Origin of the sequence: Amycolatopsis vastitatis, from assembly GCF_002234595.1 — a bacterium.
Classification (GTDB): Bacteria; Actinomycetota; Actinomycetes; order Mycobacteriales; family Pseudonocardiaceae; genus Amycolatopsis; species Amycolatopsis vastitatis.
Map to the genome: position 1 here is coordinate 115493 of NZ_NMUL01000023.1, position 26280 is coordinate 141772.

Below are 26280 nucleotides of genomic sequence, written 5' to 3' on the forward strand. Positions count from 1 at the left end.
CCGTTCGGGGCGGCACCTTTACGTCTGGGCCCTCAGCCGGCGCCATCGTCACGGTTCCAGGCCGTACCGCTCCTGGTTCCGCTTCCCCGACGTGCACTGACGTGACTGTGGGCGTAACAGTCGGCAACTGCAGTCCGCAGTACCGACCGGCACGATCACGGGACAGTAACGGGTCCCGCCGGGTTGCGCAAACACCCCCCGGAGTGTCGTGATCTGAGTCACTCCATCGAGTGGGCGAGCAGGGAACCCTGTTGTCGCAATGCGTTCAACCCGTTGTGACACTGGGGAGTCGGTAGATCCGCTCGGCGGTGGTCCGGACCGATTCGGCGACTTCGTGGACAGCTTCGCCCCTGAGCGCCGCGAGGTGACGGACGGTGTAGGCGGCGCCGAACGGCTCGTTCGGCCGCCCACGGAACGGGTGGGGGGTCAGAAACGGCGCGTCTGTCTCGACGAGGTACTGCCCCGGCGGGCAGAGCCGCGCCGCCTCGTGGAGCCCCTTCGCGTTCTTGAACGTGACGGTGCCCGCGAAGGAAAGGACATACCCCGCGTCGACGCACTTGCGCGCCATTTCCGCGTCCCCGGAAAAGCAATGGAAAATTACGGCATTCGGCGCATCCTCTTCGGCCAGGATGCGCAGCACGTCGTCGTGGGCGTCGCGGTCGTGGATCATCAGCGGCTTGTCCAGCCGCTTCGCCAGATCGATGTGCCAGCGGAACGCCTCCTGCTGGGCGTCGTGCGGCGAGTAGTCCCAGTAGTAGTCGAGGCCGGTCTCGCCGACGGCGACCACGCGGCCGTCCGCGGCCAGCCGCTCCACTTCGGACTTCTCCGCCTCGCCGAACCCCTTGGCCCGGGTCGGGTGGATCGCGACCGCGGCGAACACCCGGCGGTCCCAGGACGCCGCCTCGACGGCCCAGCGGGCCGAGGCGAGGTCGTCCGCGACCGTCACGACGCGGGCGACGCCGGCGCGCTCGGCGCGGTCCACCATGGCCGTGACATCGGCCGCGGTGACCGCGCCGCACGCGTCGAGATGGGTGTGCGCGTCCACCACCGTCACGGGAAGCCGGTCCGGGACCGGAGGCAGTTCGCGCTTCTCTTCACCCATGCATGCCTTCTTACTCCTTGATGATCGGCGCCCACTCCGGACCGGTCTCGCCGAGCGCCGGGTCGAGCTTGGTGAACAGCGGCGACGGCTTCTGCAGGGGCGTGCCGACCTCGATCGGCGTCGAGGCCCACTTCGCCTGCTCGGCCGCGTAGTCGCCGGTGAGGATCGGGTTGACCCGGCCGTCGATGTCGAGGTCGTCGACCTCCTTGAGCTCCGGCTGGGCGGCCCAGACGCCGGTGCCGCCGAGGGCCTCGTGGACCTTCTGCGCCGAGTGCGGCAGGAACGGCGTCAGCAGCGTGTTGGCGTCGGAGACGACCTGCAACGCGGTGTGCAGCACGGTGTCACGCCGGGCCGGGTCGTCCTTGAGCTTCCACGGCTCCTGGTCGGAGATGTACTTGTTCGCCGCAGTGACGACCTTCATCGCCTCGCCGGCCGCCAGCTTGAACCGGGACCGGGCCAGGTGCGCGCCCGCGGTGTCGAACGCCTTGCGCGACAACGCCTTCAGCTCTTCGTCGGCCGCCGTGGGGGCTTCCGGGCGCGGGATGGCGCCGACGTTCTTGTGCGCCATCGAGATCGACCGGTTGACCAGGTTGCCCCACTCGTTGGCCAGCTCGAAGTTGGTCCGGCGGACGAACTCGTCCCAGGTGAAGTCGGTGTCCTGGGTCTCCGGGCCGGCGACCGAGATGAAGTACCGCAGCGTGTCCGGGCCGAAGTCGCGCAGGAAGTCCTCGACGTAGATCACGCGGCCGCGCGAGGTCGAGAACTTCGAGCCGCTCATGGTGAGGAACTCGCTGGAGACGATCTCGTCCGGCAGGTGCAGCTTGCCGTACTTCCCGGGCTCGCCGCCCTTGTCACCCTCACCGTTGTGCCCGAACAGCAGCGCCGGCCAGATCTGGGCGTGGAAGGTGATGTTGTCCTTGCCCATGAAGTAGTACGACCGGGCGTCGGCGTTGTTCCACCACTCCTGCCACGCGTCCGGGTTGCCGGACCGGCGGGCCCACTCGACGCTGGCCGAGAAGTACCCGATGACCGCGTCGAACCAGACGTAGAACCGCTTCAGCGGCTGGTCGCGCCAGCCGTCGAGGGGGATCTTGACGCCCCAGTCGAGGTCGCGGGTGATCGGCCGGGGCCGCATGTCGTCGATCAGGTTCTTGGTGAAGTTGAGGACGTTCGGGCGCCAGTCGTTCTTGGTGCCCAGCCAGTCGCCGAGCGTCTTGGTGAACGCCGGCAGGTCGAGGAAGTAGTGCTCGGTCTCGACGAACTTCGGCGTCTCGCCGTTGATCCGCGATTTCGGGTTGATCAGCTCCGCGGCGTCGAGCTGGTTGCCGCAGTTGTCGCACTGGTCGCCGCGCGCGCCGTCGTACCCGCAGATCGGGCAGGTGCCCTCGACGTAGCGGTCGGGCAGCGTGCGGCCGGTGGACGGGCTGATCGCGCCACGGGTGGTCTTCGGCACGACGTAGCCGTTGCGGTGCAGCGCCAGGAAGATCTGCTGCGTCACCTCGGCGTGGTTGCCGGTGGAGGTCCGCGTGAACAGGTCGTAGGACAGCCCGAGGCCCTGCAGGTCGTTCCCGATCTGGCGGGTGTACTTGTCCGCGGTCTCCTGCGGGGTCGAGTTCTCGTTGTCCGCCTGGACGGTGATCGGGGTGCCGTGTTCGTCGGTACCGGAGACCATGAGCACCCGGTTGCCGGCCATTCGCTGGTAGCGGGAGAAGACGTCGGACGGGACGCCGAATCCGGACACGTGGCCGATGTGGCGGGGGCCGTTGGCGTAGGGCCAGGCCACCGCGGTCAACACAGGGGTGCTCATACCTTATTAGCCTACGGAGGGCGTCACGCACGTTTTCGAGAGGGAGGCCCCGGTTGTCGGCGACACGGTTGCTCGTGCTCGGGGTCGTCCGGATGTACGGCCGCGCACACGGCTACCAGGTGCGGCGCGAGCTGCTGACCTGGTCGGCGGACAAGTGGGCCAACGTCCAGCCCGGCTCGATCTACCACGCGCTCAAGAAGATGACCGCCGAGGGTTTGCTCGACCAGGTCGACGTCGAACCGGGCGAGGGCGGCCCGGACCGGGTCGCCTACCGGGTCACCGAGGACGGCGACCGCGAGTTCCACCTCCTGCTGGGCACGGCCCTGTCCGATCCCGAGGTCGGCCACCCGGAGCTGTCCGCCGCGATCTCGCTGATGACGGCACTGCCCCGCAAGCGGGTGATCGGCATGCTGAACCAGCGCCTCGTCCACCTCGAAGCCGAGGTGCGCCGGGCGGGCCTGCTCATCGACGAGGGCTCCGAGTGGGGACAGCCTGCGCACATCTCCGAGCTGTTCGGGCTCTGGGCCCAGATCTCGGCGGCGAGCCTGGAGTGGCTCCGGAACCTGATCGCGCGGCTCGAAGCCGGCGAATACGTGATGGCCGACGACCCGGGCCGCGCCTTCGGAGAGCCGCCGGCCGAGGGCACCGAGTAATCAAGTTTGACTAGCGCATCATCCTGCGACACAGTGTGCGTCTCTGCTAGTCAAGCTTGACTACTTTCGAGAGGGGATCTCATGATCACGGCACGCGGTCTCGAGCGGCGGTTCCGCCGCAAGGGCCGCACTGGGGGCGAAGTCCACGCGGTCAAGGGCGTCGACCTGGACGTCGAAGCGGGCGAGCTCGTCGGGTTCCTCGGCCCGAACGGCGCCGGGAAGACGACCACGCTGCGCATGCTGACCACGCTGCTCAAGCCGACCGCGGGCACCGCGACCGTCGGCGGCTGCGACCTCCTTTCCGACCCGGTTGGCGTGCGCAAGCGCATCGGCTACGTCGCCCAGGGCGGCGGCAGCGCACCCGAAAGCAAGGTCGCCGACGAGCTGGAGCTGCAGGGACGGCTCTACCGGATGAGCAAAGCCGACGCGATCGCGCGCGGCGCGGAACTCGCCGAGCAGCTCGACCTGACCGGGCTGGACCAGCGGCTGACCAAGACGCTGTCGGGCGGCCAGCGGCGGCGGCTCGACATCGCACTCGGGCTGATCCACTCGCCGGGGCTGGTGTTCCTCGACGAGCCGTCGACCGGGCTCGACCCGCAGAGCCGCGCCAACCTGTGGGAGCACATCCGCCGGCTGCGCGCCGACCAGGGCGTCACGGTCTTCCTCACGACCCATTACCTCGACGAGGCGGACGCGCTGTCGGACCGGCTGATCGTGATCGACGACGGCCGGATCGTCGCCGAAGGGGCGCCGGACGCGCTGAAGGCCCGGGTCAACGGCGACCGCGTCGAGGTCGGCGTCGAGCCGGAGCAGGCCACGGACGCCGCCGAGATCGCCGGGCGGCTCACCGGCGCGCGGGAGCTGTCCGTCGACGGCGGCGAGGTCCGGTTCCGGGTGCCGCGCGGCGATGTCGCGTTGCCGGAGCTGCTGCGCGCGCTCGACGCGAAGAACATCGCGATGCTGTCGGTGCAGGTGCACCGGCCGACGCTCGACGACGTTTTCCTGACGCTGACCGGCCGCTCGCTGCGGGAAGCGGAGGAGGGCACCCGTGCTGCGTGACACCTGGCTGATCTTCCGCCGCGACATGCTGGCGGCCCTGCGGAACCCGACCTGGGTGCTGATCGGGATCATGCAGCCGCTGCTGTACCTGTTCCTGTTCGGGCCGCTGATGGTGCAGGCCATGCAGGGCCAGGGCCTGACCGAAGTGCAGGGCTGGATGCTGCTGACCCCGGCGCTGATCGCGCAGCTCGCGCTGTTCGGCAGCTCCTTCGTCGGCTTCGGGCTGCTGGCCGAATACCGCTCCGGCGTCGTCGAGCGGTTCCGGGTGACGCCGGTCAGCCGGGTCGCGCTGCTGCTGGGCAAGGTGCTGGCCAACGCGCTGCAGGCCGTGGTGCAGGCCATGCTGATCATCGTGCTGGCCGCGCTGGTGTTCCCCCTCGACGCCCCCGTGGGCGGCGTGCTGCTGTGCCTGGTCATCGTGTTCCTGCTGGCGGTGTCGCTGGCGTCGTGCTCCTACGCGCTGGCGTTGACATTGAAGAGCGAAGAGACGTTCCCCGCCTTGCTGAACGCGGTGCTCATCCCGTTGTTGCTGCTCTCCGGGATCCTGCTGCCGATCACCGCCGGACGGGCGCCGGACTGGCTTTACACGGTTTCGCGGATCAACCCGTTCCGGCACGTCGTCGACGTCGAGCGGAACAGCTTCGGTGGCGACTTCACGATGGACGCCCTGTTCACGGGCAGTGTCGTCGTGCTGGTGATGGCGGTGCTGTCCCTGTGGTGGGGGACGCGGACGTTCCAGAAGGAAAACGCCTGATCACAAACCGCCTGATCAACCGGGGTGTGTCACTGCGGGTCCGCCTCCGGCGACGTATGGTGTGCTCTCCACCGACGCGCCGGGGGCGGACCGTGACAGAGCCGGAGAGTGAGCTCGGCATCTCGCTGTCGCACCGCGAGCGCGTGGCCGACTGGCAGGCGGTGCGTGCCGCGCAGACCCGGTTCGTGTCGGTGACGATCAGCGAGAACGTCAACTGGACCAGTTCGGCCGCGGAGCACAACCTGGCCGGCGCGCAGGAAGCCGGGCTGCACGTCGGCGGCCGTCACTACGCGCGGCCGGGCGCGGTCCACGACCAGGCCGAGTTCTTCGTGCGGACGGCGAGCCGGCTCGGCGCGTTCGCGCCCGGATCACTGGCGCCGACGCTGGAAGTGGCGGCGCCGAGCGTCGACGACCGGTTCATCAAGGCGTGGATCAAGCACGTCCGGCACGCGGCGCGCATCGAGCGGGTGCTGATCTACGCCGACCACGACTGCTGGGCGCACCGGCTGCACCCGGACCGCTGGGCGGACAGCGAGGTCGTGCTGTGGCTGGCCCGGCACAACGGCATCCCCGGACGGCCGGGCTGGTTCCACTCGCGGCTCGGCGTGCACCAGCACGCGTTCGCGCCGGACGTGCCGGGCATCGACGGGCCGGTCGAGCAGAACGCCGTCGTGTACCCGTTCACATTGGGCGACCTGCTGCTCTGACGTGTGGTGATATGTCGCCATGCGCGTGACGAGCAGGCGGCTCCGGACGGACGTGACGCCGTCGCGCGCACTTCTGGTGCTGGCCGCGCACGCTGCTTCGCACGGCCTGCCGCCGCCCGCGATGCTCTCGGGCGACTGGTTCGGATCGCAGGCCGTCATCGCGCCGTCGCTCACGGTGTCACCCCGGGATTTTCCCGCTTCTCCGGAGGTCGACGGCCCACCCGGCGTGATCGGCGGCGGCTGGTTCGGCTCCCTGGCCTACGACCTGGCTGATCCCTCGGGCCGGACCGGTTCGCTGCCCGCGTCCGCGTGGGGCTGGGCGGACCACGTGCTGCGGTGGTCCGCCTCCGGAACCTGCTACCTCGAGTCTCTGGACGGCGGCGGACCGTCGGTGTCCACAATGGAATCGCTGCTGGCGTCTCCGCCGCCGTCGCTTTCGTGGACGGCGGGACCGCTGCGGCGTCCGCTGCCCTCGGAACACCGGGACGCGGTCAAGGCGTGCGTGCACGCGATCGAGGCCGGGGAGCTGTTCCAGGCGAACATCTGCGCCCGGTTCACCGGCTCGTTCTCGGGCTCCCCCGCGGCCTTGTTCGCTTCCGGCGTGTCGTCATTGGCGCCTCGCCGAGCGGCCTTCCTGTCCGGCGCGTGGGGCTCGGTGGTCTCGTTCTCGCCGGAGCTGTTCCTCGCGCGCCACGGGCGTTCGGTGCGGTCGACGCCGATCAAGGGCACGCTCCCCCGGCGCGGCCCCGCGGACGACGGGAACGCGCGGCTGCTACGTCAGTCCACAAAGGACGTCGCGGAGAACGTGATGATCACCGACCTGGTGCGCAACGACCTGGGCCGGGTGTGCGAGGTGGGATCGGTGACGGTGCCGTCGCTGCTGCGGGTCCGCCCGGCGCCCGGGGTCTGGCACCTGGATTCCACGGTGACGGGCGTCCTGCGCCCCTCGGTCACCGACACGGACCTGCTGGCGGCGACCTTCCCGCCCGGTTCGGTGACGGGCGCGCCGAAGATCCGCGCGCTGGACCTGATCGCGTCGCTGGAACCCTGCGGCCGCGGGGTCTACACGGGCGCGATCGGCCTGCTGTCCCCGGTGGCGGGGCTGGAGCTGAACGTCGCGATCCGGACGTTCGAGCTCGACGGCGGCTCGATCGCCCTCGGCGTCGGCGGCGGCATCACGGCGGATTCGGACCCGGAGGCGGAGTGGCAGGAGTGCCTCCACAAGGCGGCACCCCTGGAACACCTCCTGGCCAACCCGTCGTGAGTGAGTAACAGTGTTCTAACACTGTTACTCACTCACGACCGTTACTTGGCGGGGTCGAGCAGGAGCTTGCCGACCGTCTTGCGGGAGCGCAGGGCCTCGTGCGCGCCCCGGGCGTCCGAGAGCGCGTACTCGCCGCCCGGGATCGCCTTGAGCTTGCCCGCCAGCACCAGGTCGAACAGCTCCGTCAGCGCCGTCCCGAAGACGTTGCCCGGCAGGCGGAAGACGTGCGGCAGCCACATGCCGCTGATCGTGGTGCTGTGGCCGAGGAGGTTGCGCAGCTCGACCGGCTTCGGGCTCTCACGCCCGGCCATGCCGTAGAAGGCCAGCCGCCCGAACGGGGCGAGCGCGGCGATGCTCTGGTCCGTCGTCTTCCCGCCGACCATGTCGAGCACGATGTCGACCCGGCGGCCGTTGGCGTCGAGCAGGGCCTCGGTCATGTCCTCGGCGCGGGAGTCGATCGCGACGTCGGCACCGAGTTCGAGGGCGAGCGCGCGCTTCTCGTCACTGCTGGCAGTGGCGATGACGCGGCCGGCGCCCCATGCCTTGGCGAGCTGCACGGCGACGGTCCCGACCCCACCGGCGGCCGCGTGCACGACGACGGACTCACCCTTGGCGAGGTGGGCGTTCTTCTTCAGCAGTATCCAGGCCGTCGTGCCCTGGACCAGCATGGACAGCGCGGTGAGGTCGTCGATGCCGTCGGGCACGGGGAAGGTCGTGGCCTCCGGGGCGACGGCCTTCTCGGCGTACCCGCCACCGCCGTTGAGCAGCGCGACGACGCGCTTGCCGTCCGACGTCCCGACCACCTCGCCGCCCGGGACGAGCGGCAGCTTGCTCGGCGCGAGGTAGCTGTTCTCGGCCTGGTGGGTGTCGGCGTAGTTGACGCCGATGCGGTCGACGTCGACGAGGACCTCGCCGGGCCCGGCCACCGGGTCGGGCAGCTCGACCGGCGTGAGCACCTCGGGTCCGCCGAACTCGGTCACCTGCACTGCGCGCATGTCGTGTTCCCTCTCCGTCGTGGCTGTGAGACATTCTGACATATGTCTCACGAGTTCGAACTGGCACGCGAGTGGTTCCTGGCCGGCCGCCGGGTGGACATGGGCGAACTGGCGCAGGCACTGTCGATCAGCCGGGCCACGCTGCACCGCCGGGTCGGCTCCCGCGACCGGCTGCTCGGGGAGATCCTGTGGTCGCTGTCGTCGGCGTCGATCGCGCGGCTGTGGCCCTCGTCCGTCGGCCGGGGCGCGGCCGGGGTCGCCGACTTCGTCAGCGGATACGTCCGGCTCGCGAACGACTCACCGCCGTTCCGCGACTTCCTGCGCCGGGAACCGGAGCGCGCGTTGCGGCTGCTGACGACGCGCGCGAGCGTCTGCCAGAAGCGGACGACGGAGAAGCTGGAGGCCCTGCTGTCGGGCGAGGCCGCGGCCGGCCGGCTGGATCCGCCGCTGCCGGTGCCGGACCTGGCCTACCTGCTGGTCCGGATCGGCGAGTCGTTCGTGTACACGGACGTGATCACCGGGGACGCGCCGGACGCCTCGAAGGCGCACGCCGCGGTGACCGCGCTGCTCACTTGACCCGCGACGCCAGCACCGCGTCGTAAAGCTCCTTTTTGGACACCCCGGTCGCCTCGGCGACCTCCGCCGCCGCGGACTTCAGCCGCTCGCCGGCCGCCACCCGGGCCGAGACCTCCTCGACCAGGTCCGCCACGGCCACCGAGCGCGGCTCGGCTCCGGAAAGGACCACCGTGATCTCCCCGCGGACTCCCTCCGAAGCCCACTCCGCGAGAGACGAAAGCGTCCCCCGCTTCACCTCTTCGTACGTCTTCGTCAGCTCCCGGCACACCGCGGCCCGGCGGGCACCGCCCAAAACGGACACGGCGTCCGTCAGCAACGACCCCAGCCGGTGCGGGGACTCGAAGAACACCGCCGTCCGCGGCTCGTCGCGCAACGCCGAAAGCCACTTCGTCCGCTCGCCGGGCTTACGGGGGGCGAAGCCCTCGAAACAGAAGCGATCACACGGCAAACCGGACAAAGCGAGCGCCGTCGTCACCGCGGACGGGCCGGGCAGGCACGTCACCGGGAGATCCTCCTCGACGCACGCCGCCACGAGACGGAAGCCCGGGTCGGACACGCTCGGCATGCCGGCGTCCGTCACCAGCACCACCGTCTCGCCCGCGCGCAGCGAATCGAGCAGCCCGGGCAGGCGCGCCGTCTCGACGTCCTCGTAGAAGCTCACCACCCGGCCGCGGGGGCTCACCTCCAGCGCGGAAGCCAGCGATCGCAGCCGCCGCGTGTCCTCGGCCGCGATGACGTCGGCTTCCGCCAAGGCCGAAACCAGGCGTGGCGAGGCGTCGCGGACGTCGCCGAGCGGGGTGGCGGCGAGGATGAGGCGGCCCGGAGTCACCCGGCCAGCCTAGGCTGATCAGCGGATCCGGACGACGGACGCCCCGCCCCGCCCGTAGGATCGCCCCCGTGACCGCCGTGCTGACCCGTCCCGACGACGAAAGCGTCCGGCCGGACCCGGCCGAAGCGCTCCGGCCGCCCACCGATCGCGAGCTGACGCTGCTCGGCCGCGGCATGCCGGCCGACCGGCTGCGCGGGTGGGTCGTCACGATCGTGCTGACCGTGATCGGCGGCATCGTCCGCCTGCAGAACCTCGGCGCCCCGACCGACAAGGGCAGCCCGGTCTTCGACGAGAAGCACTACGTGCCACAGGCCTGGCAGGTGCTGCGCAACGGCGGTTACGAGGACAACTACGGCTACGAACTGGTCGTCCACCCGCCGCTGGCGAAGCAGCTGATCGCGATCGGCGAGTGGCTGTTCGGCTACAACGGCTGGGGCTGGCGGATCATGCCCGCGCTGGCCGGCACGCTGGTGGTGCTGCTGACCATCCGCGTCGCCCGCCGCCTGACGCGCTCGACGCTGCTCGGCGGCATCGCCGGCATCCTGGTGATCAGCGACGGCGTGCTGCACCTGCAGTCGCGCATGGGCATGCTCGACATCTTCATCGCGCTGTTCGTGCTCGCCGCGTTCGCCTGCCTGCTCGTCGACCGCGACCAGGTGCGCGAGCGGCTCGCGACGGCGGTCCGCGAGGGCTGGGTCAACGAGTCCGTCTGGGGCCCCAAGCTGGGCTTCCGCTGGTGGCGGTTCGCGACCGGCCTGATGATCGGGCTGACCTTCGGCGTCAAGTGGTCGGCGCTGTACTACATCGTCGCGTTCGGGCTGCTGTGCGTCGGTTTCGACGTCGCGGCGCGGCGCGCGGCGGGCGTCGAGCGGCCCTGGCTGGGCACGCTCCGCCGTGACGTGCTGCCGGCGCTCTGGGCGATCCTGCTGATCCCGTTCCTGATGTACCTCAGCGCGTACTGGGCGTGGTTCGCCAGCGAAACGGCGACCGACCGGCACTACACCGAGATCAAGGACATCGCGCCCGGCTTCTGGTCGTGGATGCCGCCGGCGCTGCGCTCGCTCGGCGACTACACGGGGAACGTCCTGCACTTCCACGAAACGCTGCTGACGCCCAAGGACAGCCCGCACCCGTGGGAGTCGAAGCCGTGGACGTGGCCCATGGGGCTGCGCCCGATGCTGTACAGCTACGACGGCGACGTCACCGGCTGCGGCGAGGCCCGCTGCATCAGCGCGACGATGCTGATCGGCACGCCGGCGATGTGGTGGCTGGCCATCCCGATGCTCGGCTGGGCGGCGTGGCGCTCGATCTTCCGCGCGGACTGGCGCTACGCGGCGGTGCTGGTGGGCTACCTCGGCGGGTACGTCTTCTGGTTCACCAACATCGACCGCCAGATGTACTTCTTCTACGCGACCCCGCTGGCGGCGTTCCTGGTCTTGGGACTGACGTTGTGCCTGGGCCAGATCCTCGGCAGTGCCCGCCGCGGCTTCGAAAGACGCGGGACGGGTCTGCTCGTGGTGTCGCTGTACGTCGGGCTGGTGGTGGCGAACTTCGCCTGGCTGTGGCCGATCCTGAACGGCATCGCGATCACCAGCGGCCATTGGGAAGCCGAACGCTGGCTGCCCTCCTGGCGGTAGTCCGGCGGCGATCGCCATGAGGGTGCCCCTCATGACGAACCCTGGTGTCAGCCCGCGAAGTAGGCACCCGGCGTGACACCCACCGCCCGCCGGAACGCCGCGACGAACGCACTCGCCGAGCTGTAGCCCACCCGGAACGCCACCGTCTCCAACGGCGTCCCCTCGGCCAGGAACGGCAAAGCCGCACGCAGCCGCACCTGGGTGCGCCACGTGCCGAACGGCATCCGGCACTCGCGGACGAAGATCCGCGCCAGCGTCCGCTCCCCGGCGCCGACGTCGCGGCCGAACTCGGCCAGGCCGCGCGGGTCCGCCGGGTTCGCCAGCAAGGCCGCTTCCACGTCCCGGGCCCGCGGGTCCGCCGGGGACGGCACCACGATCGGCACCACGTCCAGGGGTTCGAGCAGGTCGAACGCCACGGCTTCGGCGCGCAGCCGGGCCTCCGGCGCGACGCCGTCGCCGGTCAGGTACTCCAGCAGCTCGCGCAGCAGCGGGCGGACCACCACCATCCGCGGCGCGGGCCACGACACCGGGGACAACGCCGGATCGGCGTAGATGCCGCGCAGGGCCGCCCGGCCGAGCGCACCCGTGCGGTGCCGGACGCCGGCCGGCATCCAGAGGGCTCGCGTCGGCGGCAGCACCCACCCCGCGTCACCCGACTTGACCGCGACGACCCCACGCGCCGACCAGACGAGCTGGTGCGCCGGGTGCTCGTGCCAGGGGAACCAGGTACCCGCGGGCAGGTCGAACGCGCCGAGCAGCATGGCTCCGAATTGGCCGGTTCGCGACATCGGTTGGCAGCGTATCGGCTACCGGTCACCCGCGGGCCGAAATAGCGTCGGACGCATGCCGATGAACCTCATCCACCGCAAGATCTGCAGCTCCGCCAAGTGGGCGGACACCGTCGAAGAACGCCTGAAGCCGTGGCTGGCGCGGCACGACCTCGGCGACGACGTCCTCGAGATCGGCCCCGGCTTCGGTGCCACCACGAAGGTGCTGCTCGACGTCGTCCCGAAGCTGACGGTCCTGGAAATCGACCCCGCGTCGGCCGAGCTGCTGCGGGCGAAGTTCGGCGGCCGCGCCGGCGTCCACGAGGGCAGCGGCGCCGAAATGCCCTTCGCGGAAGGCCGCTTCTCCGCCGTCGTCTGCTTCACGATGCTGCACCACGTCCCGACCGCCGAGCTGCAGGACGCGATCTTCGCCGAGGCCGCCCGCGTGCTGCGCCCGGGCGGCCGGTTCTGCGGCACCGACAGCCAGCTCAGCTTCCGCTTCCGGCTGCTGCACATCGGCGACACGATGAACGTGGTCGACGCCGGCAGCCTCCCGGCACGGCTCGAGAAGGCCGGCTTCGAGCAGGTCGAGGTGCAGGCCCGGCCGAAGGAGATCGTGACCTTCTCGGCGATCCGGCCACCGCGCTCGTGAGTGAGAAACAGTGTTCTAACCCTATTTCTCACTCACGAGCGGCTAGCGATGGGGCTGGCGGGGCACCACCCGGGTCACCGGGCCGTCCGGGGACTTGCCCGCCCGCGACAGCCAGCCCTCGACCTCGCGGCGCACCGCGCTGAGCGTGGGACGGCGGCGCGGCTCGGGGTCCAGTGACGCCGCCAGCAGCCGGGCGTGCGCGCTGCGCTGGGGCAGCCGGGACACCGGTTCGGCGCGGGCCGCGGCCATCAGCGCGGCCATCGGCGTCTCGCGGGTGCCGCGTGGCGGCTGGCCGGAGAGCGCGTAGCTGATCGTCGCGGCCAGCTGCCACGCGTCGGACGCCGGCGAAGCCACCGCGCCCATCGCCTGCTCGGGGGCGACGAAGTCGGGCGTGCCGATCATCATCCCGGTGGCCGTCATCTTGGAGTCGCCTTGGCTGCGGGCGATGCCGAAGTCGATCAGGTGGGCCAGGCCGCTCGGGTCGAGCACGATGTTCGACGGCTTGATGTCGCGGTGCAGGACGCCCTTCTCGTGCGCCGCGGCGAGCGCGCCCGCCATCGTCGCCCACAGCCGGCCTGCGGCGATGTCGTCGAGCGGGCCCTGCCCGTCGACCAGCTCGGCCAGCGGACGGCCTTCGAGGTACTCCATCACCAGCGCCAGGCCGTCCGGCTCCTCGGCGAGGTCGTACACCTTGACGCAGTTCGGGTGGCTGACCACGGCCAGCGCGCGGGCCTCACGCTGCATGCGCTCGGCCGTGTCGCGGTCCGGCGCGTGCGCGATCTTCAGCGCGACCGTGCGGTTCAGCTGGGTGTCGACGGCCTGCCAGACCGTGCCGAACCCGCCCGCGCCGAGCTGCTTGACGCGGCGGTAGCGGCTGCCGCCGGCGTTGCGCGAGCCGGGCGGCGGCGGGATCGGGCCGGGTGCCGCGGCCAGCGCGCCTCCCGGCGGCGACGGCGGCTCGGGCGCGGAGGCCAGCGCCGTCTTCGGGTACGGCCGGTTCACCGGGGGCGGCGGCGGAGGCGGCGGGGTCGGGCGCGGCTGGACCTGCGACGGCGGCGGCCCCTGCTCGCGGCGCGGCTCGGGCTCACGCTGCGGCGGGGCGTCCGACCGGTTGATCACCGACCACGGCGGCGGGCCGACCATCGCGACCGGCATCAGGCCCAGCACGCTGAACGGCAGGAAACCCAGCCAGAAGTGCAGCGCGGTGTTCGCCTCCATGCCGACGCTGAACACGAGCATCGCGGCGAACGGGATCCAGAAGAACCGCGACGGCCACTTCGGGCCGCGGCGGAAGGCCGTGCGGCCCTGCAGCATCACGAAGAACAGCGAGCCCGCCCCGAGGACGACGAACGCCAGCACGTACACGAAGAACGGCAGGTCGGCGCCGTTCTTGGAGAACAGCACGTCGTAGACGGACTGACCGCCACCCAGGTACTTCGTCTGGTTGCCCACCCAGCAGCCGCCGTCGTTGTTGAGCGAGCCCAGTTCCGTCTTGGTCAGGCCGGTCGCGGCCTTCGAGCCCGCGAACGCCGCCCGGTAGACCGACGACACGCCGTTCGACAGCAGCCACGGCAGCACCAGCGCGCTGAACAGGCCGATCGCGCCGAACACCGACAGCGTCGTGGCGTCGTAGCGGTTGCCCGTGCCCTTCCGGATGATCGACACGGCAACCGCGCCGATCGGCGGGACCAGCGCGACGAGCGCGCCGGCCGCACTCGTGGCCCACACCCATTCGCCGGGGCAGAAGCCCGGGCCGAACAAGGAATGGGCTAGCGAGAGCAACGCGCTCGCGAGTCCGTTCACCGCCGGGCTCCCTTACTGTCCGTGTTCACTTCGTGGCTGTCACGCGGCGTTTGCCCGTGGTCCAGCTTAGGACGCTCCCGGCCGCCGTGAGGTTGCCGGGTCTTCCCCGCCGGGAATCCGGCGCGGCCGCCGCTCCCGCGCCATGATGGGCATCGGCGGGACGTTCGACGCGAAGGAGCGGGGCATGAGCGCGTACTCCGAAGCTTACCGGCGAAGCCTGGCCGAGCCGGACGCGTTCTGGCTGGCCGCGGCCGAGTCGATCAGCTGGACGAAGCCGCCGGAGCGGGCGCTCGACGACGCGAACCCGCCCTTCTTCCGGTGGTTCCCGGACGCCGAGCTGAACACGTCGTACAACGCGCTGGACCGGCACGTCGAGGCCGGCCGCGGCAGCCAGGCGGCGCTGATCTGGGACTCTCCCGTGACCGGACGGCAACGCACCTACAGCTACGAGGAACTGCGGGACACGGTCGCGCGCTTCGCCGGCGCGCTCAGCTCGCTGGGGGTCACGAAGGGTGACCGGGTGATCGTCTACCTGCCGATGGTGCCGGAGGCCGCGATCGCGATGCTGGCCTGCGCGCGGATCGGCGCCGTGCACTCGGTGGTCTTCGGCGGGTTCGCGCCCAAGGAGCTGGCCGCGCGGATCGAGGACGCGAAACCCAAGGTCATCCTCGCGGCGTCCTGCGGCATCGAGCCGAAGCGGGTGGTCGAGTACCAGCCGATCATCGAGGCCGCCCTCGCGATGACCGGGCACCAGCCGGACCACGTCGTCGTGCTGCAGCGCGAGCAGGCCCCGGCCGTGCTGACCGGGCGTGACCTCGACTGGCGCGAGCTGGCGGTGAGCGCCACGCCGGCCGACCCGGTGCCGGTCGCGGCGACCGATCCGCTGTACATCCTCTACACGTCCGGGACGACCGGGAAGCCGAAGGGCGTCGTGCGGGACACCGGCGGCCACGCCGTCGCGCTCGCCTACTCGATGGAGGCCGTCTACGACGTCCACGCCGGCGACGTCTGGTGGACGGCGTCCGACGTCGGCTGGGTCGTCGGGCACTCCTACATCGTGTACGCGCCGCTGCTGGTCGGCGCGACCTCGGTGATGTACGAGGGCAAGCCGGTCGGGACGCCGGACGCGGGCGCGTTCTGGCGGGTCATCGCCGAGCACGGCGTCCAGGCGCTGTTCACCGCGCCGACCGCGCTGCGGGCGATCAAGAAGGTCGACCCGGACGCGCGCGAGCTGGAGAAGTACGACCTGGCGGCGTTCAAGACGCTGTTCATGGCCGGCGAGCGGCTCGACCCGGAGACCTACCACTGGGCGCACGAGAAACTCGGCACGCGGGTGATCGACCACTGGTGGCAGACCGAGACCGGCTGGCCGATCGCCGCCAACCCCCGCGGCCTCGAGCCGATGGAGGTCAAGCCCGGCTCCGCGACCAAGCCCGTCCCCGGCTGGGACGTCCGGGTCCTCGACCAGGCCGGCGAGGAGCTGCCGGCCGGACGCGAAGGCGCCATCACGGTGAAGCTGCCGCTGCCACCGGGTTCGCTGCCGACGCTCTGGGGCGACGACGAGCGGTACCGCGAGGCGTACCTCTCCCGCTTCGAGGGCCACTACCTGACCGGCGACTCCGGCTACTTCGACGAGGACGGCTACCTGTTCGTCATGGGCCGGACCGACGACGTCATCAACGTCGCCGGGCACCGGCTGTCCACCGGGTCGATGGAGGCGGTCCTGGCCGCGCACCCGGCCGTCGCCGAGTGCGCGGTGATCGGCGTCGCCGACCAGCTCAAGGGCCAGCTGCCACGCGGGTTCGTGGTGCTGAAGGCGGGCGCGGACATCCCCGAGGACCAGCTGCGTGACGAGCTGGTGGCCATGGTGCGCCGGGACATCGGCCCGGTCGCCGCGTTCCGCGATGTGTCCATTGTGGACGCGCTGCCGAAGACGCGGTCCGGGAAGATCCTGCGCAAGACGATGCGCGCGATCGCCGACGGCCGCGACGAGCCGGTGCCCTCCACGATCGAGGACCCGAGCGTCCTGGACGCGCTCCGGCAGGCCCTTCGTTAAGGACTGTTCCAAATGCTCCGGCTGGTCTGTACCTTTGGGAGGAGTCCCCGACCGGAGGTGCCCTGATGCGCTTGTCCAGAGCCGTCCTGACCGCGGCTGTCGCGAGTCTCGCGGCGGTCGCCGTACCCGGTTCCGCGGTGGCGGCCCCGGCCGTCACCGAACGGAGCGTGACCGACGTCGTCCCGGCGCCCGTCTCGGCCAAGGCCGACCCGAAGGGCGGCTTCCGGCTCACGTCGTCCACCGTGATCAGCGCCGACCGCGGCGCCGGCCAGGTCGCGGACTACCTGCGCGGCCTGCTGCGCCCGGCCACCGGCTACCCGCTGCCGGTCGTGCCGCACGCCGCCGGCCTGCCCGCGATCTCCTTGAAGCTGGGCCACGACACGCGCGTCGGCACCGAGGGTTACGAGCTGAAGGTCGCGCGCGACGGCGTCACGCTGAAAGCCAACACCGCGGACGGGCTCTTCGAGGGCGTGCAGTCGCTGCGGCAGCTGCTGCCGTCGGCGATCGACGCGAAGCACGTGCAGCACCGGACGTGGACCGTCGCCGGCGGCACGATCCTCGACTACCCGCGCTTCGCCGAGCGCGGCGCGATGCTCGACGTCGCCCGGCACTTCTTCCGGCCCGACCAGGTGAAGCTGTACATCGACCAGGTCGCCCAGTACAAGGTCAACACGCTGCACCTGCACCTGGCCGACGACCAGGGCTGGCGCATCGAGATCAAGAGCTGGCCGAAGCTGGCGACGGTCGGCGGGAAGACCGCCGTCGACGGCGACCCGGGCGGCTACTACACGCAAGCGCAGTACCAGGACATCGTCGCGTACGCGGCTTCGCGGCACATCACGGTGATCCCGGAGATCGACATGCCGGGCCACACGAACGCGGCGCAGTCGACCTACGCGGAGCTGAACTGCGACGGCAAGGCCGTCCCGCCGCGGACCGACACCGAGGTCGGCTACAGCTCGCTGTGCATCTCCTCGCCGATCACCTACCGGTTCGTCGAGGACGTCGTGCGCGAGCTGGCGGCCATCACCCCCGGGCCGTACCTGCACATCGGCGGCGACGAGGCCCACGCGACGCCGCCCGCGGACTACCTGACGTTCGAGCGGAAGGTGCAGCCGATCGTCGCCGAGTACGGCAAGAAGATCACCGGCTGGCACGAGATCGCGAAGTCTTCGCCGCCGGTGTCGGCGATCCCGCAGTACTGGGACTTCGGCGGCGACAACCCGGACGTCGCGGCCGCCGCGGCGCGGGGCAACAAGATCCTCATGTCGCCGGCGAACCACGCGTACCTGGACATGAAGTACACGGAGTCGACGAAGCTGGGCCAGGACTGGGCCGGGCTGGTCGAGGTTCGCGACGCGTACGACTGGGACCCGGCGACGCTGGTGACCGGTGTCGGCGAGAACCAGGTCGCGGGCGTCGAGGCGCCGCTGTGGACCGAGACGATCCGGACCAGCGACGACATCGAGTACATGGCCTTCCCCCGGCTGCCGGGGATCGCGGAGCTCGGCTGGTCCCCCAAGGCGTCGCACAACTGGGACGCCTACCGCACCCGCCTCGCGAAGCAGGCCCCGCGCTGGACCACCCAAGGCATCAGCTTCTACCGCTCCCCTCAGGTCGACTGGAAGTGAGCACCGGCCAGGCGGGCGCGGATCGCCCGCCTGGCCAGCTCGTAGGCCCGTGTTCCACCGTTGAGCATCGCGTCCGCGTTGGCCGCGCGGCCCAGTGCGTGCAGCTCGAACGCCAGCACTTCCGGGTCCGCGTCGACGTGCCCGAGCGCGACCGCCTCGCGAGCGGTCTCGCGGAGAAATGCGGCGAACGAGCCGCTCGCCGCCGCCACCGCGTCGTGGACCCGGCCCGGGCGCGCGTCGAACTCCGCGCCGACGTTGCAGAAGAAGCACCCGCCCGGGAAGACGCGCTTTTCCGAGTAGTCCAGCCACTTCTCGCAGGCCGCGCGCAGCCGCGGCAAGCCGGGCGAGACCGCCGAGGCGGGTGTCACGACGTGCGAACGGAAGATCTCCAGCGCCGCCTCGATCGTCGCGAGCTGCAGCTCTTCCTTGGAGCCGAACAGCGCGAACACGCCGCTCTTGCTCAGCTCCAGCTCGGTGGCCAGGCGGCCGAGGGACAGCCCGGCCAGGCCGTCGACCGACGCCAGCGCCACCGCCCGGCGCAGCACCAGGCGCCGGGTCGCGTCGCCGCGGGCGATCCGGCCGTCAACCGGCACGCCGCGCCCGCCATCTGTCCACAGTGGACTGAACACCGTCACGATAGGACGCGGACAGCGCGGGCGTCGCCAGCACCCGGTCCGCGAGGTCCAGCGCCGCCTCGACCTTGTCCGGCGGCAGCTGCCCGTAGTTGGCGAAGGAAACCAGGTACACCTCGGTGATCGTCGGCCCGTCCGAACGCTCCACGACCTCGAGCGCGCCGGACGTCGGCACCGTGCCGGGCCGCAGCACGCGCAGGTACCAGCCGCAGCGCCCGGAGTCGATCATCAGCGGGGTGACGTCCTTGCGCCCGGTCTTCATGGCGAGCTTGAAGCACGGCTGCCGCGGCTGGGAAACCTGCACCAGCGCGTCGCCCCAGGCCCAGACATCCCCGATCCGGACGTCGTCCTCGGTGACGCCGGTCAGCGAGACGTTCTCGCCGAAGCCGCCCTGCGAAGCCTCGAAGCCGTCCGCCGCCCAGGCCGGGTAGTGCTCGGAGGGGTAGACGTAAACCGCTTTGTCGACGCCGCCGTGCACGGTGAGGTCGGCCTGCCGGTCGCCGTCGAGGTTCAGCTCGGTGAGCGTCAGCTCCGGCGCCGTGACCGGCGCTTTCGTGATCGCGCTCAGCACCGGCCGCTCCCGGCGGTAGCCCAGCACACTCGGTTCTCCCACGTAAACACCCGCGATCCGCATGTCCGGAAGGTAGCACGACCGTTCGGTCATTTTTCCGGGATCGCCGGCTGGACCAGCGAGACGAGCAGGGCGGCGAACCGTGTCACCGTCAGCGAAAGCGTGCGGCTGGCCATCGTCTGCACCTGCGCTTCCCGCTGGCGGAACGCGGGATCGTCGAGGTGGACGTACTCGACACCCTCTCCCCGCACATCCCCGAGCCCGCCGACCAGCGAAACCCCGCCACCCTGGCGGACGAACTCGTACAGCGGCGCGAGCTCGTCGCACTCCAGCACCCGCCGGACGGCGAGGTTGCCGATCCGGGCGGCGATGTCGAACAGCTCGCGCAGGCTCTGGCCGGTGGTCGGCAACGCGACCGGGTACGCGCACAGCTCGGCCAGGCTCACCCGCGTCCGGCCCGCCAGCTCGTGCCCGACCGGCACGATCGCGTACACCGGCACGACCACGGCGCTTTCCACGCGCACGCCGTGCAGCGGACCGGTCGCGTAGGTGACAGCGACGTCCGCCTCGCCGTCGAGCACCCGCCGCGTGGCCTCGTCGCGCCGGACGACATCGACGTGGAACGCCACTTCGGGGTGGTCGCGGCGGAACCGCGCGATCGCGCGCGGTACGACCCGCCAGGCGAAGCCCTCCGAACACGCCACGGTGATCGAGCGGGCCTGCAGCCCTCGCCCGGTGCGCAGCTCGTCGAGCAGGGCCGCCGACTCCGCCTCGCTGCGGCGGACGTGGTCCAGCAGCAGGTTCCCGGCGTCGGTCGGGATCATGCCGCGCGGGTGCCGGACGAACAGCGGCACGCCGATCGCGGCCTCGAGCTTGGCGATCTGGCGGCTGATCGCCGACGGCGCGACCGTCAGCGCGACGGCGGCCTCGGACACCGAGCCGGTGCGGGCGACCTCGAGGAAGTAGGTCAGCCCCGTGGGCAGCAGACGCATCGAACCTCCCGGTTTGCCTTCATGAGAACGCAAGCCACCCCAAACGGCAATGGTCACCACCTCCCACCCGCCTTACGCTTTCCCGACACGACCCGGGAGGCCCCGTGATCCCTGCCGAACTGATCGCGAAAGCACAGGCCCAAGTCGACTCCGGCGCTTTCTTCGCCGAACTCGCCACACTCGTGAGGTATCCGACAGTGAGCGACGCTCCCGAGGGTCGCGTTGCCATCAAGGCATACCTCGACGACGTCCTGACGCCGAGGCTCGAGGCACTCGGCTGCGCGGTGGAGACCCACCCCAACCCCGATCCGGCGGGCGGCCCGTTCCTCGTCGGCACCCGCGTCGAGGCACCCGGGCTGCCGACGCTGCTCTGCTACGGCCACGCCGACGTCGTCGGGGAGGCCGGGCGGTGGAGCGAGGGCCGGGACCCGTGGACGCTGACCGCCGACGGCGACCGCTGGTACGGCCGCGGCACCGCCGACAACAAGGGCCAGCACCTGGTCAACCTCACGGCGTTGCGCTTGCTGCTGGCCGAAACGGGCTCGTTGGGCTTCAACCTCAAGTTCCTGTTCGAGACCGGCGAGGAGATCGGCTCGCCGGGCCTGACGGAGTTCGCCGAGACACATCGGGACCTGCTGCGCGCCGACGTCCTCATCGCCTCCGACGGCCCGCGCCTCGACGCCGCGACGCCGACGCTGTTCCTGGGCGCGCGCGGCAGCGTCCGGATCGCGCTCGACGTCGACCTGCGCCCGGACGCCTACCACTCCGGGAACTGGGGCGGGATCCTGCGCAACCCGGCGACGACGCTCGCCGCGGCCGTCGCGAGCCTGGTCGACGGCCACGGCCGCATCCAGGTGCCCGAACTGCTGCCGCCGGAGCTGCCGGACACCGTCCGCGCGGCGCTGGACGGAGTCATCGTCGCGAACACCCCCGGCGACCCCCTGCCGGACGAAGGCTGGGGCGATCCGCGGCTGACCGCCGCCGAACGGCTCTACGGCTGGAACACCCTCGAAGTCCTTTCCCTCGGCGCGGCGGACGTCGACCGCCCGGTGAACGCGATCCCCGGACGGGCCCGGGCGGTGCTCCAGCTGCGATACGTCGTGGGCACCGACGTCGGCGGGACGGCGGAAGCGATCAGGCAACACCTTGCCGCCCAAGGACTGTCGATGGTCGGCGTGACGGTCGACGGCAACTTCCGGGCCAGCCGGACACCGGTCGACGACCCGTGGGCCGGCTGGGCGAAGTCCACATTGGACAAAATCGCGGAAAAGCCGGTCGCGCTCCTGCCGAACTTCGGCGGCGGCCTGCCCAACCACGTCTTCACCGACGTCCTCGGGCTGGCGACGCTGTGGCTGCCGCACTCCTACCCCGGCTGCCTCCAGCACGCTCCGGACGAGCACCTGCTCGCGTCCGTCGCCCGCGAAGGCCTCGTGCTCGCGACCGCGCTCTTCCACGCCCTCAGGGAACGCCGATGACCGAGACGCAGATCCGCCCCCGCGTCACCGGCCGGCGCGCGATCGCCGCGGCGACGATCGGCAACGCGCTTCGGGATCACGTTCCTGATCCGCCCGCTCGGCGGCCTCGTACTCGGCGCGTACGCCGACCGGCACGGGCGCAAGAAGGCCCTCGTGTGGACGATCCGGCTGATGGTGCTCGGCACGCTGCTGCTCGTGCTCCTGCCCGGCTACGCGCGGATCGGGATCCTGGCCCCGCTCGGCGTGATCGTCGCGCGGTTGGTCCAGGGGTTCGCCGCGGGCGGCGAGTTCAGCGCCGCGACGTCGTTCCTGATCGAACAGGACAACCGGCGCAAGGGTTTCCTCGGCAGCTTCCAGTTCGCGAGCCAGGGACTCTCGACGCTGCTGTCGGCCGGGTTCGCGGCCGGGCTGACCGCGGTGCTGAGCGACGACGCGATGACGTCGTGGGGCTGGCGGGTCCCGTTCGCCTTCGGGCTGCTCATCGGCCCGATCGGCTGGTACATCCGCCGGCACGTCGACGAATCGCCCGTCACGCCGGCGAAGAAGGCGCCGATCCGGGAGCTGTTCCGGAACCACTGGGGCGACCTGACGATCGCGATGACGATCCCGGGGCTGCTGAAGGCCGCGTACTTCGGCGCGCTGCCCTCGGTGATGGCCGACGCGTTCCCCGCACACACCCGGGCGACCGGGCTTTCGTTCGGCTACAACGCGACGGTCGGCATCTTCGGCGGGTTCACCCCGACGATCGCGGCGACGCTGATCGCCACGACCGGGTCGCCGGTCTCGCCGGGGTACTACCTCGTGCTGACGGCTTGCCTGAGCGTCGCCGCGCTGGTCGTCGCGCACCGGCGCCGGGGGATCAACTGAGGCCGGGAGACCCCGGGCGCTTCACGGTTCGAGGTCGGCGACTCCCCGGCCGGTCGCGACGTCGAACGGCACGGAAGCCTGGTCGTGCGCGATCAGCCACTCGCCGCCGGTCTTCCGGAAGACGAAGGTGGCCCGGACCCACATGCCGTTGACGGCGTCCCCGTTCGGCAGCGTGCCGCTGACCCGGCCGAAGCCGTGCCCGACGGCCAGGTCGCCGCTCATCGTGACGGTCAGGTCGCGCAGCTCGTAGTCCACCTTCTCGAAGAACGTGAACGCCTTCGCCCAGTTCTTCAGCTTCGCTTCGACCCCGACGTGCTGCAGCGGCGGTTCGACGTCGAACGACACGACGTCCGGCGCGTAGACCCGCCGCAGTGCTTCGAAGTCCTTGGCCCGGAGCCCCGCGATGATTTCGTCGAGCCTGCCCCGGATCGCGGCTTCCTCGTCCGCGCGCGTGCGCAGCGGGGCGAGCGCGGTGCTCCAGGCGACGACGTGGTCCAGCAGCATGTCCAACGCGGCGAGCTGGTGATCGCCCGGCTTGAAGACCTCGCGGTTCTCGAACTCGGTCGCCAGGGGCAGCGTGACCTGCGGAGCGACGTCCGCCAGCTGCAGGGCCCCGCAGACCAGCCGCAGCTGCTCGACCGAGCGGGCGCCGCCCACGCCGCCGTACGACACGAACCCGGCCGCCTTGGTGTTCCACTCCACGTACACGTGATCCATGGCGTTCTTGAGCACGCCGGGCACGGAGTGGTTGTACTCCGGCGTGACGACGACGAACCCGTCGCACGACGCGACGACCGCGGCCAAGGCCCGGGTGCGCTCGTCCTGGTACCGGCCCGAAAAGCCCGGCGGCTCTTCGAGGTGCGGCAGCGGGTGGTCGCGCAGGTCGATCACCTCGAATTCGGCGTCACTTCGCCGCGCCGCCCGCTCGTGGACCCACCGGGCGACCTGGTCGCCCTTGCGGCCGGGGCGGGTACTGCCGATCACGATCCCGATCTTGACCATCGTTGTTCCCCTGTTCGGTTGGCTCCTTGGCCAGTACGACGAAGTGGGCCCGCGGAACGTCAGGACCTGACGTTCGGGAACGCTGTGTCGTCGGAGGAGTCATGACAACGCCATCGGAACCGGTCGTCGCCGAACGACGTCACCTGCTCAACCTCGCCTACCGGCTGCTCGGCTCGCTGGCCGAGGCCGAGGACGCCGTGCAGGAGACGTACGCCCGCTGGTACGCACTGACGCCGCCGCAGCGGGACGCCATCGCTTCGCCCGGCGCCTGGCTGACGACGGTCGCCGGCCGTGTCTGCCTGGACGTGCTCGGCTCGGCACGGGTGCGGCGCGAGCGGTACGTGGGCGAATGGCTGCCGGAGCCGCTGCCCGGCCCCACCGGGCCGGTCGCCGACCCGGCCGATCGGATCACCCTCGACGAGTCGGTCAGCATGGCCTTCCTCGTCGCCCTCGAAACGATGACCCCGCCGCAGCGCGTCGCGCTCGTCCTGCACGACGTCTTCGGCTACTCGTTCGCCGAGGTGGCCGGGATCACCGGCCGCACGCCGGCGGCGTGCCGCGAACTGGCCTCGTCGGGCCGCCGCCGGATCCGCGCGTCGCGGCCGGCGGTGCCCGTCACCCGGCAAGCGGACCTGGTCAGGGACTTCAAGCAGGCTTGGGAGGCCGGGGACATCGACGCGCTCGTCGGCCTCCTCGACCCCGGCGCGACCCTCACCGCGGACGGCGGCGGCGTGGTCCGCGCCGCGTTGCGCCCGATCGAAGGCGGCGAACTCGTGGCGCGGTACGTCGTCGACCTCAGCGCCGGGGCCGCCGGCGCGCTGACGCTCGTGGAACGCCCGGTCAACGGCCTGCCCGGGCTGCTGCTCCAGCGCGGGGACGAGCTCGCCGCCGTGTACGCGTTCGACATCGCGGACGACCGGATCACGCGCATCTGGGCCGTCCGCAACCCCGAGAAGCTCCGCCCCTGGCAGTGAACCCGATGTAGACAGCGTCTACTCAGGTTTGATAGACAGTGTCTACAAGGTGAACCGCGGGTTACGGAGATCGGATGAGCTACCACCGTTTCGTCGTCCTCGGCGACAGCTGCGCCGAAGGTCTCGACGACCCGTACCCCGGGGAAAACCACTACCGCGGCTGGGCCGACTTCGTCGCCGCCCGGCTGGCCGAAGACCAGCCGGGCTTCCGCTACGCCAACCTCGCCGTCCGCGGGCGGCGGCTGGACCAGATCGTCCCCGAGCAGGTGCCAGCCGCGGCCCGGCTCGACCCCGACCTGATCGCCCTCTTCGGCGGCGGAAACGACGTCATGAGCCGCGGCTGGGACGCCCGCACGGTCGCCCGCCGGGTCGACGCCGCCGTCCGCGCCTGCACCGAAATCTCCCCGGCCGTCGTCACGTTCACCCTCAGCGACGTCTCCCACCGGATGCCCCTGGGCAGCCGGATGCGGCCGCGGATCGTCGCCCTCAACGACGCCATCCGCGAAGCGGCCGTCAGCCACGGCGCGCTGCTCATCGACCTGTGGCCCGACCAGGCCGTCACCGACTCGCGCTACTTCGGCGCCGACCGCCTCCACCTGTCGGCCCACGGGCACCGCCGGCTCGCCGCCTACGTCCTCGCCTGCCTCGGCCTCGACCACGACCCGGCGTGGCTCGCGCCGTTGCCCGGAGCCGCGGCCGAGCACGGCTGGCGCGCCGACGTGCAGTGGCTGCTCCGCGAAGTCCTGCCGGTGGCCGTGACGCGTACCCGCAACCGGCTGATCGGCCGCCAGCCCGGCGACGGCTTCCTCCCGAAGCGCCCGGCCCTGCTCCCCATGACCCGGGACGACGCGTGGGCACCCGGCAACGCCTGATCACGACGGCGTCGGAGCTGCTCGCCGAGGAGGGCGTCGGCGCGGTGACGCTGCGCGGGATCGCCAAGGCCGCCGGGGTCTCGCACGGCGCGCCGCTGCGGCACTTCTCCGGTCGTGCGGAGCTGCTGTCCGCCGTCGCCACGAGGGGCTTCACCGAACTGCTCGAACGCCGGGCGAGCCTGCCGGACGGCGGCCCGCGGGAACGGCTCACCGCCGCGTGCCACAGCTACGTCGACTTCGCGCTGCGGAACCCGGCGATGTTCGAGCTGATGTTCCGCCGCGACCTGATCGACCCGGACGAGCCCGCGCTCCGCGCGGCGAGCAGCGCGGTGTTCGACGAGTTCGCGGCCCTGGTCGCCGCGGCCGGAACGGACGCGGGCACCGACCCGCGGCTGGTGGCCGCGTCGCTGTGGGCGGCGCTGCACGGCCTCGCCCAGCTGTGGCTGTGGGGCGGGCTGGCCGGGGCGAGCTTCGCGCCGTCGCCCGAAGCGGCGCTGGCCGTCACGCTCGACACGTACCTGCGACACGCTCCCCCTGTCCGGACGGCGAACACCTGAACGAATATCGTCACCCCCGACGCCCGCGGTGAACCCCACGTCCGGC

The 26280-nt window shown here is 71.3% G+C and carries 24 protein-coding genes and 1 pseudogene; 15 read left to right on the forward strand and 10 right to left on the reverse strand.

From position 1 onward, the window contains the following. Positions 1-265: 265 nt before the first annotated feature. Both CF165_RS23300 and metG read right to left on the reverse strand, forming a co-directional pair. Positions 266-1102 carry a TatD family hydrolase gene (locus CF165_RS23300; protein ID WP_093949675.1) on the reverse strand — a complete coding sequence of 279 codons (837 nt, stop codon included), beginning with the start codon at positions 1100-1102 and terminating at the stop codon, positions 266-268. A 10-nt stretch (positions 1103-1112) separates the two neighbouring features. Then, complete coding sequence (gene metG / locus CF165_RS23305; protein WP_167441545.1) at positions 1113-2909, reverse strand: methionine--tRNA ligase; 1797 nt, start codon at positions 2907-2909, stop codon at positions 1113-1115. Positions 2910-2962: 53 nt separating this feature from the next. Here metG and CF165_RS23310 point away from each other — a divergent pair, with 53 nt between their 5' ends. The 5 genes from CF165_RS23310 (at position 2963) to CF165_RS23330 (ending at position 7346) form a co-directional block, all read left to right on the forward strand. Beyond that, positions 2963-3562, forward strand: a complete 600-nt coding sequence (locus CF165_RS23310) for a PadR family transcriptional regulator (protein ID WP_093949677.1) — start codon at positions 2963-2965, stop codon at positions 3560-3562. Positions 3563-3643: 81 nt separating this feature from the next. Continuing rightward, positions 3644-4621 (forward strand): ATP-binding cassette domain-containing protein, encoded by a 978-nt coding sequence (locus CF165_RS23315; protein ID WP_093949678.1) that lies wholly within the window; start codon positions 3644-3646, stop codon positions 4619-4621. Then, entirely contained in the window at positions 4611-5375 is a 765-nt protein-coding gene (locus CF165_RS23320) for an ABC transporter permease (RefSeq protein WP_093949679.1), read from the forward strand. The genes CF165_RS23315 and CF165_RS23320 overlap by 11 nt, the downstream gene beginning before the upstream one ends. A gap of 92 nt (positions 5376-5467) precedes the next feature. Next, positions 5468-6082, forward strand: coding sequence for a glycoside hydrolase family 25 protein (locus CF165_RS23325; protein WP_093949680.1), 615 nt, complete (start codon positions 5468-5470; stop codon positions 6080-6082). Between the two features lie 19 nt (positions 6083-6101). Further along, entirely contained in the window at positions 6102-7346 is a 1245-nt protein-coding gene (locus CF165_RS23330) for an aminodeoxychorismate synthase component I (protein ID WP_093949681.1), read from the forward strand. 41 nt (positions 7347-7387) lie between these two features. Here the strand turns inward: CF165_RS23330 and CF165_RS23335 are convergent, their stop codons facing one another. Next, complete coding sequence (locus CF165_RS23335) at positions 7388-8341, reverse strand: quinone oxidoreductase family protein (protein ID WP_093949682.1); 954 nt, start codon at positions 8339-8341, stop codon at positions 7388-7390. Positions 8342-8383: 42 nt separating this feature from the next. Between CF165_RS23335 and CF165_RS23340 the strand changes: the two genes are divergently transcribed. After that, on the forward strand, positions 8384-8917 hold the full coding sequence (locus CF165_RS23340; protein WP_093949683.1) for a QsdR family transcriptional regulator: 534 nt from the start codon (positions 8384-8386) through the stop codon (positions 8915-8917). Here CF165_RS23340 and rsmI read toward each other — a convergent pair. After that, positions 8910-9746, reverse strand: coding sequence for a 16S rRNA (cytidine(1402)-2'-O)-methyltransferase (gene rsmI / locus CF165_RS23345; RefSeq protein WP_093949684.1), 837 nt, complete (start codon positions 9744-9746; stop codon positions 8910-8912). The genes CF165_RS23340 and rsmI overlap by 8 nt on opposite strands. Positions 9747-9814: 68 nt before the next feature. Between rsmI and CF165_RS23350 the strand changes: the two genes are divergently transcribed. Then, complete coding sequence (locus tag CF165_RS23350) at positions 9815-11383, forward strand: dolichyl-phosphate-mannose--protein mannosyltransferase (RefSeq protein ID WP_093949685.1); 1569 nt, start codon at positions 9815-9817, stop codon at positions 11381-11383. Between the two features lie 47 nt (positions 11384-11430). Here CF165_RS23350 and CF165_RS23355 read toward each other — a convergent pair whose 3' ends face one another. Then, complete coding sequence (locus CF165_RS23355; protein ID WP_093949686.1) at positions 11431-12144, reverse strand: AraC family transcriptional regulator; 714 nt, start codon at positions 12142-12144, stop codon at positions 11431-11433. A gap of 82 nt (positions 12145-12226) precedes the next feature. On the opposite strand from CF165_RS23355, the gene CF165_RS23360 reads away from it, so the two are divergent. Continuing rightward, positions 12227-12802 (forward strand): class I SAM-dependent methyltransferase, encoded by a 576-nt coding sequence (locus CF165_RS23360; RefSeq protein ID WP_093949687.1) that lies wholly within the window; start codon positions 12227-12229, stop codon positions 12800-12802. 42 nt (positions 12803-12844) lie between these two features. On the opposite strand, the gene CF165_RS23365 is transcribed toward CF165_RS23360, so the two are convergent. Further along, positions 12845-14605: a serine/threonine-protein kinase gene (locus CF165_RS23365; RefSeq protein ID WP_093949688.1), complete on the reverse strand. Its 1761-nt coding sequence runs from the start codon at positions 14603-14605 to the stop codon at positions 12845-12847. Between the two features lie 184 nt (positions 14606-14789). On the opposite strand from CF165_RS23365, the gene CF165_RS23370 reads away from it, so the two are divergent. Then, entirely contained in the window at positions 14790-16661 is a 1872-nt protein-coding gene (locus CF165_RS23370) for a propionyl-CoA synthetase (protein ID WP_093949923.1), read from the forward strand. Positions 16662-16726: 65 nt separating this feature from the next. Next, complete coding sequence (locus tag CF165_RS23375) at positions 16727-18292, forward strand: beta-N-acetylhexosaminidase (RefSeq protein WP_093949689.1); 1566 nt, start codon at positions 16727-16729, stop codon at positions 18290-18292. On the opposite strand, the gene CF165_RS23380 is transcribed toward CF165_RS23375, so the two are convergent. From CF165_RS23380 to CF165_RS23390, 3 genes are read right to left on the reverse strand one after another with little or no spacing between them, the layout of a single operon-like run. Further along, the gene (locus CF165_RS23380) at positions 18274-18885 is read right to left on the reverse strand and encodes a TetR/AcrR family transcriptional regulator (RefSeq protein ID WP_093949690.1); all 612 of its coding nucleotides are present in this window, start codon (positions 18883-18885) and stop codon (positions 18274-18276) included. The genes CF165_RS23375 and CF165_RS23380 overlap by 19 nt on opposite strands. Further along, complete coding sequence (locus CF165_RS23385) at positions 18875-19558, reverse strand: MOSC domain-containing protein (protein WP_093949924.1); 684 nt, start codon at positions 19556-19558, stop codon at positions 18875-18877. The genes CF165_RS23380 and CF165_RS23385 overlap by 11 nt, the downstream gene beginning before the upstream one ends. Positions 19559-19584: 26 nt before the next feature. Beyond that, on the reverse strand, positions 19585-20487 hold the full coding sequence (locus CF165_RS23390; protein ID WP_093949691.1) for a LysR family transcriptional regulator: 903 nt from the start codon (positions 20485-20487) through the stop codon (positions 19585-19587). 104 nt (positions 20488-20591) lie between these two features. Here CF165_RS23390 and CF165_RS23395 point away from each other — a divergent pair, with 104 nt between their 5' ends. After that, positions 20592-21962 (forward strand): M20 family metallopeptidase, encoded by a 1371-nt coding sequence (locus CF165_RS23395; protein WP_167441546.1) that lies wholly within the window; start codon positions 20592-20594, stop codon positions 21960-21962. 72 nt (positions 21963-22034) lie between these two features. Next, positions 22035-22829: pseudogene (locus CF165_RS23400) on the forward strand (MFS transporter); the annotation flags it as partial. Between the two features lie 21 nt (positions 22830-22850). On the opposite strand, the gene CF165_RS23405 reads toward CF165_RS23400, so the two are convergent. Next, on the reverse strand, positions 22851-23831 hold the full coding sequence (locus CF165_RS23405; RefSeq protein WP_093949692.1) for an NAD(P)H-dependent oxidoreductase: 981 nt from the start codon (positions 23829-23831) through the stop codon (positions 22851-22853). A gap of 101 nt (positions 23832-23932) precedes the next feature. On the opposite strand from CF165_RS23405, the gene sigJ reads away from it, so the two are divergent. From sigJ to CF165_RS23420, 3 genes are all read left to right on the forward strand, one after another. Further along, on the forward strand, positions 23933-24805 hold the full coding sequence (gene sigJ, locus CF165_RS23410; protein WP_093949693.1) for an RNA polymerase sigma factor SigJ: 873 nt from the start codon (positions 23933-23935) through the stop codon (positions 24803-24805). Between the two features lie 74 nt (positions 24806-24879). Continuing rightward, positions 24880-25677: an SGNH/GDSL hydrolase family protein gene (locus tag CF165_RS23415; protein WP_093949694.1), complete on the forward strand. Its 798-nt coding sequence runs from the start codon at positions 24880-24882 to the stop codon at positions 25675-25677. Then, a complete protein-coding gene (locus CF165_RS23420; protein WP_093949695.1) occupies positions 25656-26234 on the forward strand; it encodes a TetR/AcrR family transcriptional regulator in 579 nt (192 codons plus the stop codon). Before CF165_RS23415 ends, CF165_RS23420 begins: the two co-directional genes overlap by 22 nt. Positions 26235-26280: the final 46 nt, after the last annotated feature.

What these genes read in the sequence shown, in the direction of transcription:
- CF165_RS23300 (WP_093949675.1), bottom strand. Translation starts at nt 1,102, where the DNA reads ATGGGTGAAGAGAAGCGCGAACTGCCTCCGGTCCCGGACCGGCTTCCC.
- metG (WP_167441545.1), bottom strand. Translation starts at nt 2,909, where the DNA reads ATGAGCACCCCTGTGTTGACCGCGGTGGCCTGGCCCTACGCCAACGGC.
- CF165_RS23315 (WP_093949678.1), top strand. Translation starts at nt 3,644, where the DNA reads ATGATCACGGCACGCGGTCTCGAGCGGCGGTTCCGCCGCAAGGGCCGC.
- CF165_RS23330 (WP_093949681.1), top strand. Translation starts at nt 6,102, where the DNA reads ATGCGCGTGACGAGCAGGCGGCTCCGGACGGACGTGACGCCGTCGCGC.
- CF165_RS23335 (WP_093949682.1), bottom strand. Translation starts at nt 8,341, where the DNA reads ATGCGCGCAGTGCAGGTGACCGAGTTCGGCGGACCCGAGGTGCTCACG.
- CF165_RS23340 (WP_093949683.1), top strand. Translation starts at nt 8,384, where the DNA reads ATGTCTCACGAGTTCGAACTGGCACGCGAGTGGTTCCTGGCCGGCCGC.
- CF165_RS23355 (WP_093949686.1), bottom strand. Translation starts at nt 12,144, where the DNA reads ATGCTGCTCGGCGCGTTCGACCTGCCCGCGGGTACCTGGTTCCCCTGG.
- CF165_RS23360 (WP_093949687.1), top strand. Translation starts at nt 12,227, where the DNA reads ATGCCGATGAACCTCATCCACCGCAAGATCTGCAGCTCCGCCAAGTGG.
- CF165_RS23370 (WP_093949923.1), top strand. Translation starts at nt 14,790, where the DNA reads ATGAGCGCGTACTCCGAAGCTTACCGGCGAAGCCTGGCCGAGCCGGAC.
- CF165_RS23375 (WP_093949689.1), top strand. Translation starts at nt 16,727, where the DNA reads ATGCGCTTGTCCAGAGCCGTCCTGACCGCGGCTGTCGCGAGTCTCGCG.
- CF165_RS23385 (WP_093949924.1), bottom strand. Translation starts at nt 19,558, where the DNA reads ATGCGGATCGCGGGTGTTTACGTGGGAGAACCGAGTGTGCTGGGCTAC.
- CF165_RS23390 (WP_093949691.1), bottom strand. Translation starts at nt 20,487, where the DNA reads ATGCGTCTGCTGCCCACGGGGCTGACCTACTTCCTCGAGGTCGCCCGC.
- CF165_RS23405 (WP_093949692.1), bottom strand. Translation starts at nt 23,831, where the DNA reads ATGGTCAAGATCGGGATCGTGATCGGCAGTACCCGCCCCGGCCGCAAG.
- sigJ (WP_093949693.1), top strand. Translation starts at nt 23,933, where the DNA reads ATGACAACGCCATCGGAACCGGTCGTCGCCGAACGACGTCACCTGCTC.
- CF165_RS23415 (WP_093949694.1), top strand. Translation starts at nt 24,880, where the DNA reads ATGAGCTACCACCGTTTCGTCGTCCTCGGCGACAGCTGCGCCGAAGGT.